Annotated in this window: 11 protein-coding genes and 3 tRNA genes; 12 read left to right on the forward strand and 2 right to left on the reverse strand. The window is 60.4% G+C overall.

The features are described from left to right. The first annotated feature begins 147 nt into the window (after positions 1-147). Positions 148-702, forward strand: coding sequence for a biotin transporter BioY (locus tag HMPREF9162_RS02610; RefSeq protein ID WP_009349530.1), 555 nt, complete (start codon positions 148-150; stop codon positions 700-702). Positions 703-1,109: 407 nt separating this feature from the next. Here HMPREF9162_RS02610 and HMPREF9162_RS02615 read toward each other — a convergent pair whose 3' ends face one another. Together HMPREF9162_RS02615 and sstT are read right to left on the reverse strand one after the other, a co-directional pair. Next, on the reverse strand, positions 1,110-2,633 hold the full coding sequence (locus HMPREF9162_RS02615; RefSeq protein WP_009752596.1) for a subtype B tannase: 1,524 nt from the start codon (positions 2,631-2,633) through the stop codon (positions 1,110-1,112). Between the two features lie 136 nt (positions 2,634-2,769). Further along, a complete protein-coding gene (gene sstT, locus HMPREF9162_RS02620; RefSeq protein ID WP_009752641.1) occupies positions 2,770-4,017 on the reverse strand; it encodes a serine/threonine transporter SstT in 1,248 nt (415 codons plus the stop codon). A 213-nt stretch (positions 4,018-4,230) separates the two neighbouring features. Here sstT and HMPREF9162_RS02625 point away from each other — a divergent pair. From HMPREF9162_RS02625 to HMPREF9162_RS02675, 11 genes are all read left to right on the forward strand, one after another. Next, a tRNA-Gly gene (locus HMPREF9162_RS02625) sits at positions 4,231-4,305 on the forward strand. 4 nt (positions 4,306-4,309) lie between these two features. Beyond that, positions 4,310-4,384, forward strand: a tRNA-Gly gene (locus HMPREF9162_RS02630). Between the two features lie 71 nt (positions 4,385-4,455). After that, positions 4,456-4,532, forward strand: a tRNA-Ile gene (locus HMPREF9162_RS02635). 62 nt (positions 4,533-4,594) lie between these two features. After that, on the forward strand, positions 4,595-5,962 hold the full coding sequence (locus HMPREF9162_RS02640) for an HD domain-containing protein (protein WP_009658642.1): 1,368 nt from the start codon (positions 4,595-4,597) through the stop codon (positions 5,960-5,962). A gap of 73 nt (positions 5,963-6,035) precedes the next feature. Beyond that, entirely contained in the window at positions 6,036-6,566 is a 531-nt protein-coding gene (locus HMPREF9162_RS02645) for a gamma carbonic anhydrase family protein (RefSeq protein WP_009752751.1), read from the forward strand. Then, positions 6,566-6,979, forward strand: coding sequence for a nucleoside-diphosphate kinase (gene ndk / locus HMPREF9162_RS02650; RefSeq protein WP_009349537.1), 414 nt, complete (start codon positions 6,566-6,568; stop codon positions 6,977-6,979). The genes HMPREF9162_RS02645 and ndk overlap by 1 nt, the downstream gene beginning before the upstream one ends. A 77-nt stretch (positions 6,980-7,056) precedes the next feature. Beyond that, on the forward strand, positions 7,057-7,566 hold the full coding sequence (locus tag HMPREF9162_RS02655; RefSeq protein ID WP_009752655.1) for a cob(I)yrinic acid a,c-diamide adenosyltransferase: 510 nt from the start codon (positions 7,057-7,059) through the stop codon (positions 7,564-7,566). Next, positions 7,563-10,244, forward strand: a complete 2,682-nt coding sequence (gene polA, locus HMPREF9162_RS02660) for a DNA polymerase I (protein WP_009752756.1) — start codon at positions 7,563-7,565, stop codon at positions 10,242-10,244. Before HMPREF9162_RS02655 ends, polA begins: the two co-directional genes overlap by 4 nt. Next, positions 10,244-10,849: a dephospho-CoA kinase gene (gene coaE / locus HMPREF9162_RS02665; RefSeq protein ID WP_009349540.1), complete on the forward strand. Its 606-nt coding sequence runs from the start codon at positions 10,244-10,246 to the stop codon at positions 10,847-10,849. The genes polA and coaE overlap by 1 nt, the downstream gene beginning before the upstream one ends. Then, positions 10,833-11,411, forward strand: a complete 579-nt coding sequence (locus HMPREF9162_RS02670; RefSeq protein WP_009752545.1) for a lytic transglycosylase domain-containing protein — start codon at positions 10,833-10,835, stop codon at positions 11,409-11,411. The genes coaE and HMPREF9162_RS02670 overlap by 17 nt, the downstream gene beginning before the upstream one ends. Continuing rightward, on the forward strand, positions 11,408-15,187 hold the full coding sequence (locus HMPREF9162_RS02675; RefSeq protein ID WP_009438244.1) for a PolC-type DNA polymerase III: 3,780 nt from the start codon (positions 11,408-11,410) through the stop codon (positions 15,185-15,187). The genes HMPREF9162_RS02670 and HMPREF9162_RS02675 overlap by 4 nt, the downstream gene beginning before the upstream one ends. Positions 15,188-15,340: the final 153 nt, after the last annotated feature.

Genomic DNA, 15,340 nt, shown 5'->3' on the forward strand with positions numbered 1-15,340 from the left:
GATTTTCGCGCATAGCTGTGTCACCGTGAAAAACCTACGGGTTCAGAATACAAAGAGGCCGTCAACACGGATATAAAAACCGGTTGACGTTCTCTTTTTTTGTGTGTAAAATAGCGAAAGAATTTATAGATAGGAAGTGTAATTTTTATGTCACAATATGACGACAAATTCTTTTCGATTCGCAATACCACGCGGATGGCGCTGTGCATCGCGCTCATCTGCGTCAGCGCCTATATCGCGATCCCCGTGCCGTTCATGGCGCCGCTCACGATGCAGACCTTTGCACTGTGTCTCACAGCACTCGTCCTGACGCCCGCGCAGACTGCCGTCGTGCTCGTCGGCTATACGCTGCTCGGCGCGGTCGGTCTGCCGGTCTTTGCGGGCGGCGTCGGCGGGCTTGCAATTATTTTTAGTCCGCGCGGCGGTTTCTTCCTTGGATTTCTCATCGCTTACACACTGATGAGCTTCCTCAAGGGGGATCGCCCGTCGTTTGCGCGCTATGCAGTCGTCGCCGTCCTCGTCAGCGTCCCCGTGACCTATATTTTTGCGACGCTGTGGCTCGTCGTTCTCTTCGGGGACAAATTCGCCGGCATCGCCGCCGCGTTCGGTGCGCTTGTCCAGTATGTGCCGGGGGATATGATCAAGGCGGCGGCTGCGGCAGGGTTGGGGGTGTCGCTGAATCGCCGCCTTAAATATCTGTGACGCGCGATCTTGGCGCCTAGCGTCGTTATTCGTCGAATCCTGCGCTCGACGTAGGTCTTAACTACGCCTTCGCTTGGATTCTCCTCATGCCTAGCTATGCATCCAAGCTTGCGCGTCACTTGGGTTACAGTAGTGTGACGCGGGATTTTGGCGCATAACTGTGTCACTGCGAAAAATACGGCGCTCGACGTAGCGCTTTAACTACGACTTCGCTTGTATTTTTCTTGTTCCTTGTTCTGCATCCAAACTTCCGCGTCACTTAGGTTACGGCGTGACGCGCGATCTTGGCGCATAACTGTGTCACTGCAAAAAACTCAGTTGCTGCCCGGAAGACCGGACTGCCGATACGGCATCAAAAATCCCGGTATACGCTGCCGTCGCATGCCGGGATTTTTCTATGCCAATTTTTATTTACAAATACGGTCGATCCATGCAAACAATTCGTCCAGATCGTAATCGCCGGCATGGCCGTACCCCCATGGAACGGCAAAGTCCACATCAATTCCTGCGTTCATAAGGCGCAGGGCGAGAACGGCAGGGATGGGGAGCGCCGTATCACGATCTTTGGCGCCGTGCCGAATGCGGAAGTGCGGTGCGGTTCGTACGCCGTTTGCGCCGATATAGTTCAGCGGGTTCAACATACGGATGTTCGCAGCGGGAGCGAGTGCGCCGTGCGTCGTATCATATTTCCGAGAAAACTTGGTGAAGTGGCGGGGAACGTTTGTCTCCGTGCCGAACTCATCATTTTCGCCGGAACTAAGATCGAATTTATCAAAGGCGGGGGTCGCTTTCAGACGTGTCGCCCAGCGCGCATATGCGGCAAGATCGACGTCTGTGACGCGGCCGTTTTGTACGGTAAACCAATCGGCGCCGTCCAGGGCTGCGTTATTGTCAACTGCATACTGTGCAGAAGTGCGGTAGAGCCCTTTGATGTATTCCGCAAAGGTGCCCGTGCCGTCGGAGCAGAGCTGCAGCACGCTGCCCGCAGCGTCTTTCAGTCTGAGACTGTTGAGGTAGCGGGGGAAGTCCTTTTTTAACCATGCAGAGGCTGTGATTTGCTCTGCGGTCATCGGTACTGCAGATGAGGTTTCCGTGGGGGCATTTGCAGGGCGGTTCGTTACCGTGGCGCCCTCTTGATTTTCCGTGTGCAGGGCAGGGGCGGGAGCTCCCTGATGATAATCGTTGATGCCCGAAAAGATCCATTCGTATGCCATGTCGGCATGCTCGAGATTGGTAATAGGGCAGTAGCAGCTGGCGGCAAAAATATCGTCGCGCGCACCCGCTGCACCGATCTCGGCAAGAGCTGCCGTATAGTCCGGGCTGTTGCCGGTTGTGCCAAGAAGCGCCGACAAGGCGCCGCCTGCGCTTGTTCCGTTTGAAATGATCCGCTCCGTATTTCCCGCGGGCAGACGTGCGGCGTTGTAGCGCAGATAGCGGACAGCGGCTTTATAGTCCACGATGAGCGCGGGCGCTTTGCCGACATACACCCCCTGTGCGTCGGTGTTCGTACGCCCCCGTATCGCCGGAGCGGCGACAACCAGTCCGCGGGAGAGTGCGGTAAGCGCTGCGTTTGGGGCGCCCGACATACGTGATTTTTCCTGAGGCTCTTCGATCTCTCCGGGCATATAGCCGCCGACTCCGTTCGGCATGAAGATGGGAGCAGTCGCTGCCGTATAGCCGTTTACCGTGCCGCCTGTCAGATACGCGGCAGGGATAAAGATGCTCATACTTTGATGTGCGGCATCTTTGGGGCTCGACACATAGGGAATGTTGCGGTACGCACGGAATGCAACGGGCGTGCCGTTGAGCGACAGCACTTCGTCCGTATAATTTGTGCGGTCAAAGATAAGTGACGTCACGCTCGGCTCGGCGGCCGCTGCGGCGCCTGTCCCTGCGGTGCCGCTCATCGGAGCCGCCGACGTATTTCCCATGCAGGTGCAGCTCAATAAAGCGCTGAGGACACCGACACGGATGAGCTGTAGATTGTTCACAGCAATCACCTTTCTATACAGGGGAGAAAGTAATAAGGGGGATACGGTGCTGCCCGTATCCCTCTTATTATATGATTTAGTTTTTTGGCGTCATGTCCTCCGCCGTCAGTGTGCCCGCCTTAGCGCGGTCGGCGAATTCCGCCGTTGCGGTGAAGAGGACGTCGGTGGAGCTGTTGAGTGCGGTTTCGCACGAGTCTTGAAGGACGCCGATGATGAAGCCGACGCCGACGACCTGCATGGCAATGTCATTGCTGATGCCGAACGAGGAGCAGGCGACGGGGATGAGGAGGAGCGAGCCGCCCGCAACGCCCGATGCGCCGCACGCGCCGACGGTGGCGATGAGGCAGAGGAGGAGCGCGGTCGGCAGATCAACATGAATACTGAGCGTATATGCCGCGGCGAGTGAGAGGATCGCAATCGTGATCGCCGCGCCGCTCATGTTGATGGTCGCGCCGAGCGGGATGGAGATGGAGTAGATTTCTTCGTTGAGACCAAGGCGTTTGCACAGCTCCATGTTGACGGGGATATTTGCTGCCGAGCTGCGCGTGAAGAATGCGTAGATGCCGCTCTCGCGCAGAGTCGTAAAGACGAGCGGGAACGGGTTGCGGCGGATGTGCAGCCAGACGATGATGGGGTTCATGATGAGCGCGACGGAGAAGAACGCGCCGAGCAGGACGGCGAGGAGCTGCAGATAGCTGATGAGGGCGTCCACGCCGCTCGTTCCAACCGCATCCGCAACGAGTCCCATGATGCCGAAGGGGGCGAACCGTATGACCCACAGGACGATCTGCGTCATGACGACGGCGAAATCGTGCACGGTGTTCTTTGTGGTCGGATTCGCTTTTTGCAGTGCCAGACCTGCGAGAATGCTCCACGCGAGGATGCCGATGTAGTTGGCGTTTGCAATCGCGTGCAGAGGATTGTCCACGACGTTGAGGATGAGGTTGTGCACGACCTCGACGATGCCGCTCGGCGGCGCAACAGCAGTATCGGCGACGACGAGATGCAGCTGCGTCGGGAAGAGGAAGGAGAACGCGACGGCGACCACGGACGCAAGGAATGTCGCGATGAGGTAGAGCCGTACGATCGGTTTGAGCGCGGCGCCCGCGCCGACCGTGCGCTGCGCCATGGCGTTCATGACAAGGACAAAGACGAGGATCGGCGCGACGCCTTTGAGCGCGCGGACGAAGATGTCGCCGAGCACGGAGACGGCGGGAATCATCGCGGGCGCATAGAGCGCAATGAGAATGCCGATGATGAGACCAATAGCGATCAGCTTGATGAGTGCCGTCTCGCGGTACTTGCGGCTGATGTTCCTAAACAAAGAAACTCCCCCTTTATGATTGAGAAAAATATTCCTCATTATAGCAGACTTTGAAATCCTTGTCACTACAACGCGGCTGTATACCTGATTTCACGGCAGAGAAGGGAAATGGGGGGGCGCGTATTTTCTTAGTTTGTAAAATTTTCTTGACAGAACGGGAGCTTTCTTGTTAGAATAATATCCGTTGATTGACCGATGTTGTCGGCGCAGGATGCGGAAGTAGCTCAGTGGTAGAGCACCACCTTGCCAAGGTGGGGGTCGCGAGTTCGAGCCTCGTTTTCCGCTCCATTCTGCGGAAGTAGCTCAGTGGTAGAGCACCACCTTGCCAAGGTGGGGGTCGCGAGTTCGAGCCTCGTTTTCCGCTCCATCGCTTACCTGACCTGCGCAATGCGCAGGTTTTTTTGAAAAGCGGAGAACGTGCTGTTCCTCGCTGCATAGGGGCCTATAGCTCAGTTGGTTAGAGCAACCGGCTCATAACCGGTCGGTCCTTGGTTCAAGTCCAAGTGGGCCCACCATAGAGGTGGAAGAGCATCGCGCAGGTGATGCTTTTTTTATTTTCTTGAAAGGAGGGGAGGATATGACGGAATCTCTGTTTGTGGAGGCGGTGCGGTCTGCGGGCGCGCGCGTTTTTCGCGTGGGCGGCTGCGTGCGGGATGCCTTTCGCGGGGCGGCGGCGCACGATATGGACTACGTACTGACGGGGATGGAGGAGAGATGCTTTTGTGCGCTCTTTCCGCGTGCGGAGAAGATCGGAAAGGCGTTTCCGGTCTACCATGTCTACATTGACGGGCGGCGCACAGAGGTGTCCTTTGCGCGCAAAGAAGTCAAGACGGGCGCGGGTTATCGCGGGTTTGACGTCATGTTCGACCCTGCGGTGACGATTGAGGAGGATCTTTACCGGCGCGACACGACGATGAACGCGATGGCGCAGGAGCTGCCGGAGGAGCGGCTCGTCGATCCCTACGGGGGGCGCGCGGATATTGCGGCGGGCATCATTCGCGCTGTGTCGGCGCATTTTATCGAGGATCCCGTGCGGGCGCTGCGCGCGGCGCGGCAGGCGGCGGCGTTCGGCTTTATGGTCGAGGCGAGGACACTTGCCTATATGCGTTCCTGCGCGGAGGAACTCCAAAAAGAGCCGAGTGAGCGTACGATGGGAGAGCTGCGCCGTGCGCTCGAGGTGTCGCGTCCCTCCGTGTTTTTCCGCGTGCTCGACGCGGCGGAGCTGCTTGACGTGACCTTTCCTGAGATCGCGGCGCTCAAAGGAAAGACGCAGCCGGTCGAATTTCATCCCGAGGGGGACGCGTTTGAACATACGATGTCTATTGTCGATGCGGTTGCGGCGGCGACGGACGACGTGATAACGCGGTTCACGGGGCTTGTGCACGACATCGGCAAGGGGGAGACGCCCGCGGAGATGCTGCCGCACCACTACGGGCATGAGAAGGTCGGTCTCGATGTGCTCGCCGCGTGGAACAGGCGCATGACGCTGCCGCACACATGGATGAAGGCGGCGTCGTTCGTGATCCGTGAGCATATGCGTGCGCCGCGCCTCACGCATGTCGGCAAGATTGCCGATCTCCTGCTCGGCGTCGGGCGGTCGGGGCTCTCCATGGAGCAGTTCACCGCCGTCATCCGCGCGGATCACGGGACGCTGCCGGATTACCTGACGCACGGGGCGGAGTACCTTGCCGCCATGCTGCGCGTAACGGGCAGGGATGCGCCCGCGCATCTCGTCGGTGCACAGATCGGTGCATGGCTGCGCGAGGAGAGAATCCGCACGTTGCGGAAAATTTTGGCGGAGCGCCGCGCGGATCCTTTTTATTCGGCAGAAAATATGGCGGTGCTCTCCTGCAGAATCGCCGATATAAAAGCAGGGAGAAACGTTTCCGAACATGATCCGGTCGAGGTGAAGAGCGGGGCGGACGTCCCTCAAAACGAGAAATAAAATATGATGAAAATATGTCTCCGCCATGCTATAATAGGAACGTCAGAGGAACATGATGAGGAGGCGCGTATTGATGGACAAGATCATTCTGCCCTACAGGGGAAAGAGCCCTGCGATCGACCCGACGGCGTTTATCGCACCGTCCGCGGCGGTGATCGGCGACGTGACGATCGGCGCACATTCGAGCGTTTGGTTCGGCGCTGTCGTGCGCGGCGACTTTCAGCCGATTAGGATCGGCAGCAACACGAACATCCAGGAGAACGCGACAATTCACGTCATGCGTGACGTGCCGGTAGAGATCGGGGATCATGTGCTCATCGGGCACAACGCGGTCGTGCACTGCAGCAAGATCGGCAGCAATACGCTCATCGGTATGGGCTCGATTGTGATGGGTTACTCCGAGATTGGCGAGAACGTGGTCATCGGGGCGGGGACGTTCCTGCCGCAGCACAAGAAGATCCCCGCGAACTCGCTCGTGTTCGGTTCCCCTGCACAGATCGTGCGCGCACTGCGCGACGACGAAATCGAGGCGCTGCACAATGCAGCGGAAAACTACGCCGACCTCGCAGCAGAATATCAAAAGATCATTGAGGAGTTGAAGTAATGGAACAGACACTGGTTCTCATTAAGCCGGACGCCGTCAAGGCACATCACATCGGCGACATCACGAAGGCATACGAGGATGCGGGGCTCACGATCCGCGCGATGAAGATGATGCAGATGACGGATCGCATCGCGCGCATTCATTACGAAGAGCATCTGACGAAGCCGTTCTACGGCGAGCTCTCCGCGTTCATGACCTCCGCGCCGCTCGTTGCGATGGTGCTCGCCGGGGAGAACGCGATTGCGCGTGTGCGCGAGCTGCACGGCGCGACGAACCCTGCGAACGCGGCTGAGGGAACCATTCGCAAGCGTTTCGCAAAGGATGGAAGCGAGAACGCGGTGCATGCCTCCGACAGTCCAGAGAGCGCAGCGCGCGAGATTCACATCTTCTTCAGCGAGACGGAGATTTTCTAAAAAATATAGCGGAAGCAATCGCCCGACCGTGCCTTTGCGCGGCCGGGCACACGCATCTATATAAGGAGGAAACTGTAATGGGCGTCACAACGAAAACAGGCGATAAAGGGCAGACGAGCCTCTTCACCGGCGAACGCGTGGACAAGGATCACCGCCGCGTCGAGGTCTACGGCAACGTGGACATGCTCGCGTCCGCGCTCGGCATGGCGCGGGCGTTCGTTGAGAACGAGAGCGTCAAGGAGCGCGTTCTGAATCTCCAAAAGAAGCTCGGTATGCTCATGGCGGATTTCGCGAGCATCGGAAAAGAGCCGATGATTACCGACGAGATGCTGGCGGAGCTCGAGGCGGACGAGGAAGCCATCGAGAAGAGTCTGCCGCCCCTGCGCGTTTTCCTCATCCCGGGCGAGACGAAGGGCGGCGCGATGCTCGACTTTGCGCGCACGACGGCGCGCACGGCGGAGCGACGCGCATGGTCGCTGCGCCGCGAAGAGGATGTCCATGAGATCGACATTCGCTTCCTCAACCGCATGTCGGATTACATCTTCCTCCTCATGCGCCTCGAAGAACAGGATGTGCGGGACAAGTGACGGAAAAATTTGCAGTCATCGACGGGAGCAGTCTCTTTTTCCGTGCGTTCTACGCGCTGCAGCTCCCGCCGAACGCACACGGCGTCCATACGAACGCGATCCACGGCTTTGCGATGATGCTTGTGAAACTCCTCAAGGAGCACGCGCCCGCGCAGATCGTCATCGCGTTTGACAAGAGCCGCACGACGTTCCGCACGGCGCTGTACCCCGACTACAAGGGCACGCGGGACAAGACGCCCGAGGAGCTGATTGAGCAGATTCCCCTGCTGAAGGAGCTCGCGGCGTGTCTCGGCATCCCCTTTGTCGAGATGGATGACTACGAGGCGGACGACATTATCGGCACGCTGGGGACGCAGGCGGCGGCAGCGGGGGCGGCGGCGATCGTCGTGACGGGCGACCGCGACGCGCTCCAGCTCATCCGTCCGGGGCTCGACGTGCTCCTGACGAAAAAGGGCATCAGTGACACGCACCGCTACGATACGGCGGTGTTCGAGGAGGAGTACGGGTTCGCGCCGATCCGTCTCATCGACTTGAAGGGGCTGATGGGGGACAGCTCGGACAATATTCCGGGCGTTCCGGGCATCGGTCCCAAGACCGCGACGAAGCTCCTGCTCTCCTACGGGACGATCGAATCCGTCCTCGATCATGCGGAGGAGGTCGCGGGGAAGAAACTGAGCGCATCGCTCATAGCGTACCGCGATCAGGCGCTCCTCTCGAAGGAGCTTGCGACGATCAAATGCGATGTGCCGGAACTCCGCTATACGGCGGAGGGCTTTCGTATGCAGCCCGACCGCGCGGCGCTCGAGGCGTTTTGCAGGACGTACGAGCTGCGCTCCGTGTGGCGCAGCCTCTCGGAGTTCCTTGCGCCCGCGGCGCAGGAGACGCATGTGGAGCAGTCGCTCTTTGCGGCGGCAGAGGACGAAGAGACGGAGAGTGACCTCGTGCCGCTCGACCTTGACGCATCGCTCGATCCGGTGTCGCTGCGCTCTGCGGAGCGGATCGCGGTCGCTGGCGTGTTCGAGGGGACGGCGCCGTTCCTGAATCTCGTAGCACTGGCGCTTTCTTATGGGGATGTGCGCGGCGTGCTGCACGCGTCGTCTGCGCATTTTGCAGAGGTATTGTCGATTCTTTCGGAGCGTCCCGTTGTCCTTTGGGATGCGAAGCGTTATGCGCAGGCGGGAGTGACGCTCGGGACGGAGGTTTTTGACTTCGCGCTCGCGGACTATTTGCTGCGCCCCGAGGAGCGGCAGAGGTCGCTTGATCGTGCGGCGTCCGCCTATTTGGACGAGCTTTCTGCGCCGCAGACGGCGGAGGATCGTACGCTCTCTGCGGCGTATGCGCACCTCGCAAACGGCGCGCCGCTGCATAACGAGCAGACTGCCTTCTATGAGGTGATCCTTGCGGCACGGCTCTATGCGCCGACGTCGGCGGCGCTTGCCGATGCAAAGCTGACCAAGCTATATGGAGAAATAGAGCTTCCTCTCGTCCCCATCCTCGCGGCGATGGAGCGGACGGGCGTCGCGGTGAACCGTGCGGCGCTCGTGCGTGCGCTTGCGGCGGCGAATGAGCGCATCGCGGAGATCGAGCAGGACATCTATGCGCTCGCGGGGACGGAGTTCAACATCAGCTCACCCAAGCAGCTCGGCGAAGTCCTCTTTGACCGGCTCGGGCTGACATCTCCGAAGATGAAAAAGACCAAGACGGGCTACTCGACGAACGCCGAGGTGCTAGAGGAGATGCGCGCGGCGCATCCCGTTGTGGATCGGGTGCTGACGTACCGCATGTGGAGCAAGATTCGCTCGACCTACCTTGAGGGCATCGGTGCGCTCATTCGTCCCGATACGGGGCGGGTGCACACGAGTTTCAACCAGACGGTGACGGCGACGGGGCGGCTCTCAAGCTCCGATCCGAACCTCCAGAACATCCCCGTGCGGACAGAGGAGGGGCGCGCCGTGCGTGCGCTCTTCGAACCGGGCGAGGGCTATGATGCACTGCTCTCAGCGGACTACTCGCAGATCGAGCTGCGCATTCTTGCGCATATGTCGGGGGACGAGACGCTCATCGACGCGTTTCTGCAGGGGCAGGACATTCACGCGCGCACGGCGTCGGAGGTGTTCGGCGTGCCGCTCGCCGAGGTGACGAGCGCACAGCGGCGCAGCGCAAAGGCGGTCAATTTCGGCATCGTCTACGGGCTCAGCGACTACGGGCTCTCGCAGGATCTCGGCATCCCGCGCAAGGAGGCGGCAGGCTACATTGAACGCTACTTCGAGCGCTATCACGGCGTGCGCGCGTTCCTCGACCGCGTCGTCGCGGACGCGCACACGAACGGATTTGTCACGACGCTCTACGGGCGGCGGCGCGCGCTCCCGGCGATCAACAGCCGCAATTTCATGCAGCGGTCGAACGCGGAGCGCATGGCGATGAACACGCCGATTCAGGGGACGGCGGCAGATCTCATCAAAATCGCGATGATTCGTGCGGACGCGGCGCTTCGTGCCGCGGGGGTAAAGAGCCGCATCCTCCTGCAGGTGCACGACGAGCTCGTGCTTGAGGTCGTAAATGACGAAATCGCACAGGTGACGGAGCTGCTGACGGCGGCGATGAGCGGGGCGGCACAGCTCGCCGTGCCGCTCGCCGTCGACGTGCATACGGGGAAGAATTGGGCGGAGGCAAAGTAATGTATGTCATAGGGCTGACGGGCGGCATCGCCTGCGGCAAATCCACCGTGAGCGAAGCGCTGCGCAGGGAAGGGGCGGCGATCGTGGACGCGGACGCCATCGCGCACGAACTCTCGCGCCCGGGCGGGGCGGTCTACGACTTCTACGTGCGGGAGTTTGGCGGAGATATTCTCGCTGCGGACGGCACGCTCGACCGCGGCGAGATTGCGCGGCGCGTCTTTGCCGATCCGCATGTGCGGGATCGGGTGAACGCGCGCGTGCATCCGCTGATTCGCGCTGCGGCGACGGACAAAATCGCGGATCTGAGAGCGGAGGGACACGCGGCGATCGTGCTCGACGTGCCGCTCCTCTTTGAGGCGGGCTGGCATCGGATGACCGACGAGTCGTGGGTCGTCTCCGTGCCGAAAGATGTGCAGCTCGCGCGCCTGATGGCACGCGATACGGCGATGAGCGAGGCGGAGGCGCGCGCGCGGATCGCGGCGCAGATGCCGCTCGCGGAAAAATGTGCGCTGGCAGACGTCGTGATCGACAACGGCGGCGCACGCACGGACACCGAGCGGCGCGCCGCAGAGCTTTGGAGGCAGCGTCTTGCGTCCCTTTCGTAATACGCGCCGGGGTCTGTGGCTGCTCCTGCGCGCGGCGGTTGTCGCGGCAGTCGCCTTTGCCCTCGTGGGCGGCTGGTCCTTTGTCGAGCGCAGCTATATCTACCCCTACGACTATCGCAGCTACATCGAGACGAGCGCCGCGCAGCAGCGGCTCGACCCCTTCCTCGTCGCCGCGGTAATTAAAAACGAGAGCAAATTCCGCAGCGATGCCGCCTCCGACGGCGGCGCGGTCGGGCTGATGCAGCTCATGCCGCAGACCGCCGCATGGATTGCAGGACGGCTGGGCGAGCCGTTTACCGAGGACTACCTTTACGACCCCGCGCTGAACATTCGCTATGGCGCGTGGTATCTGGCGGAGCTCCTGCAGGAGTTCCACGGCAACGAAATTCTTGCGCTCGCGGCATACAATGCGGGGCGCGGCAACGTGCGCGACTGGATGGAGCGCTATCGGTGGACGGATGCGTTCGACGAGATCGACGCAATCCCCTACCCGGAGACGCGGCTCTATGTGCGGGCGGTGCTCGAGGACAGAGCGCAGTATAAGAGGCTGTACGAAGAATGAACAAGACCTACCGGATTCTCCCCAGTGCCGAGGATATGCTCCTCCGGCTCATACGCGGACTCTCCCTCTCCGATGCGGAGCGGGAGCTTTTGTGTGCGAGCACACTGCGCCATGTCGAGGTATCCGCAGAGTCGAACGAGTGGGAGCTGGTCGTCGGCACATCCGCCGTCCTCTCGGAGGAGCTGATTGCGCGCATCTGCGCGCAGATCGCGGAGAACTACGGTCTTGCCGAGGTCTTTTTGCAGCAGAACGTCGTCGCACTTGAGCGCGCCGTTGCGCCCGTGTGGGAGCGCACCGTCAATCAGGCGGCGGCGGGCGATGCCGTCCTCTTTCACACACTGCGCCAGTCGCGCTATGCCGTCGACGGCAACGTTCTTCGGCTCGAAGCGCCGGGGCGGTTCGGCGCGGAGCTGCTCGGCACGCGCACGGTGACGCGGCGGCTCGAAGAGGCGATCCGCATGAATGTAGGATGTGCGTGCCGCGTTGTGTGCGCGGAATGCGCCATCGCCGAGGACGCGGCGCAGCCGGCATGGACGCCGCCCCCCGTGCCCGTGACCGCAAAAAAATCCGCATCCGCCGCACAGCCCGCCTCGTCCCGCGCATCACGCGGCGCAAAAAAAGGCGCGCCGCTCCCCGAAAGCGTCATTATCGGGCGCGTCGTGCAGGGCGAAGCGCGCGAACTCGGCGTCGTGGAGGACGAAATCAAAAACATCGTCCTCGAGGGCGAAATCTTCGCGCCGCAGGCGAATAAGCTCAAATCCGGCGCGTACATCCTCCTGCTCAAATTTGCCGACAAGACGAACGGCATCGCCTGCAAGAAATTTTTCGGCATCCGCGGGAAAGCCACGCAGGAGGAGATCGACGCCGAGGTCGAGCGCATCCTGAAGGCAATCGGCAAGGGCTGCGCCGTTCGCATCCAAGGGAAGATCGAATACGACAAATTCGTCAGCGATTATGTCCTTTTCATCGACAGCATCGAGAAGCGGAAAGTACCGCAGCGTGAGGATAACGCCGCGGAAAAGCGTGTCGAACTGCACGCGCACACGAAGATGAGCGCGCTCGACGCCGTTGTGCCGCCGAAGACGCTCGTCGAGACGGCGGCGCGCTGGGGATGGCCCGCGGTCGCCATCACCGACCACGGCGTCGTGCAGGCGTTCCCCGAGGCGATGAACACCGCGCGCGCGCTGAAGAAAAAGGGCGTCGATATCAAGATCATCTACGGCATGGAGGGCTACCTCATCGACGACCCCGCACAGCAGCGGTCGAACCACATCATCTTTTTGGCGAAGAATAAAACGGGGCTCTACAACCTCTACAAGCTCGTCTCCATCTCGCACATCCGCTTTTTCCGCGGGTCGAAAAAGCGCGGCCGCCCCTGCGTGCCGCGCGCCATCCTCGAAGAATACCGCGATGGGCTGATCGTCGGCTCCGCGTGCGAAGCGGGCGAGCTGATCCGCGCCATCGTGCGCGGGGAGAGCGACGAGGAGCTTGAGCGCATCGCCGCGTTCTATGACTTCCTCGAAATACAGCCGATCCACAACAACGACTTCCTAAAAATCGACGATCGTTTCCCGATTCGCGACGACGAGGACTTGCGCAATATCAACCGCAAGGTCTCGGAACTCGCGGATAAACTCGGAAAGCCGCTGATCGCGACCTGCGACGTCCATTTTCTCAACCCTGAGGACGCCGTCTATCGCGCCATGCTGCAAAAGGCAAACGGCTATCGCGACGCCGACCGCCAGCCGCCGCTCTATCTGCGCACGACGGACGAAATGCTCGCCGAGTTCGACTACCTCGGCGCCGAACGCGCCTACGAGTGCGTCGTCACGAACCCGCGCCGCATCGCGGACGAGGTCGAAGAGTTCCTGCCTATCCCCGACGAGCTCTACGCGCCGATGGTACCGGGCGCGGATCGCGAGATCGAAGAGATGTCGTATCGGAAGGCGCGGCGGCTCTACGGCGAAAATTTGCCGAAGATCGTCTCCGACCGCCTCGATCTTGAGCTCAAACCCATCCTAAAGCACGGTTTTTCCGCGCTCTACATCATCGCGCAGCGTCTCGTCAAGAAATCCAACGACGACGGCTACCTCGTCGGCTCGCGCGGATCGGTCGGCTCGTCCTTCGTCGCGACCATGATCGGCGTCACCGAGGTCAACCCCCTGCCGCCGCATTATCGCTGCAAACACTGTCAATACAATAAATTTATCACGGACGGTTCCGTCGGGAGCGGTTTTGATCTGCCCTCCATGGACTGCCCCGTCTGCGGCACACCGCTCATCAAGGACGGACACAACATCCCGTTCGCGGTGTTCCTCGGATTTGACGGCGACAAAGTCCCGGACATCGATCTCAACTTCTCGGGCGACTATCAGCCCGTCGCGCATAAGTACACCGAAGTCCTCTTCGGCAAGATGAACGTGTTCCGTGCGGGTACGATCGCGGGACTGCAGGACAAGAACGCCTACGGCTACGCCATGCACTACTATGAGGACATGGGCGTGCAGAAGGGGCGTCCCTACATCGAGCATATGATGCGCGGCTGCATGGGCGTCAAGGCGACCACGGGACAGCACGCGGGCGGCATCATGGTCGTGCCGCGCGACATGGACGTGCATTATTTCACGCCGATCCAGCGCCCCGCGAACAATATGGAATCCGACACGCTCACGACGCATTTTGATTACCACTCCATCAGCGAACGTCTCGTCAAGCTCGACATTCTCGGACACGATGACCCGACCGTCATCAAGATGCTCGAAGAGCTGACCCACCGCGACCCGGAAACCATCCCGTTCGACGATCCCGCCACCATGTCCATCTTCACCTCGACCGACGCACTCGGCATCACGCCCGAGGAGCTTGGCGCGAACATGGGCACGTACGGCATTCCAGAGTTCCGCACGTCTTTTACGCAGAAAATGATCGACGATTCGAATCCCGACTGTTTCGCCGACCTCGTGCGCATCTCCGGATTTTCGCACGGCACGAACGTCTGGCTCGGCAACGCGCAGGATCTCATCAAGGCGGGCACGAGCACGCTGAAGGACGCCATCTCCGCGCGCGACGACATCATGAACTACCTCATGCAGAACGGCATCGACCCGCTGCTCTCGTTCAAGACCATGGAGAATGTGCGCAAGGGCAAGGGCATCGCGCCCGACGTCGTGGAGAAACTATATGCGGGCGGCATTCCCGAATGGTACGTCGAGTCCTGCCAAAAGATCAAGTACCTCTTCCCGCGCGCGCACGCGACCGCCTACGTCATGATGGGCTACCGCATCGCGTTCTGCAAAGTGCATTACCCGCTCGCGTACTACGCCGCGTACTTCTCCATCCGTGCCGACGAGTTCGACGCGAACATCATTGCAAAGGGGCGGGACGCGATCAAGGCGGCGATCGACGCACTGAACGCCGAGGCGCGCGAGCACAGAGGGAAGCTCGACAACAAGAAGCAGGACACCCTCATCGTGCTCCAGCTCGCATGGGAAATGTATCTGCGCGGATTCGCCTGCGAACCCGTCGATATCTACACCTCCAACGCGGAGACCTTCATCCTGCACGAAAAATCCCTTCTGCCCCCGCTCACCGCGCTCCCCGGCATGGGGCAAAAGGCGGCGCAGGCAATCGTCGAGGCGCGCAAAGACGGCGTATTCATCTCCATCGAGGACCTCGCCACGCGCGCCCACGTCCCCGCCCCCTCCATCGAAGTCCTCCGTGCACACGGATGTCTCGCAGGTATGACCGAGAGCAACCAGGTGGAGCTGTTTGCGTAGAAAAATAAAACACCACATCCGAGTTAATCAATGATTCGGATGTGGTTTTACATTTTGGAATCCAATTCTGATATACGCGGAGGAAAATTCTTGATGAACAACGTATTCTGAGGGACTATATGATGAATGCGGTATTTCTGAAAAATATGCAAA

The organism is Selenomonas sp. oral taxon 137 str. F0430 (genome assembly GCF_000183625.1).
Lineage (GTDB): Bacteria > Bacillota > Negativicutes > Selenomonadales > Selenomonadaceae > Centipeda > Centipeda artemidis.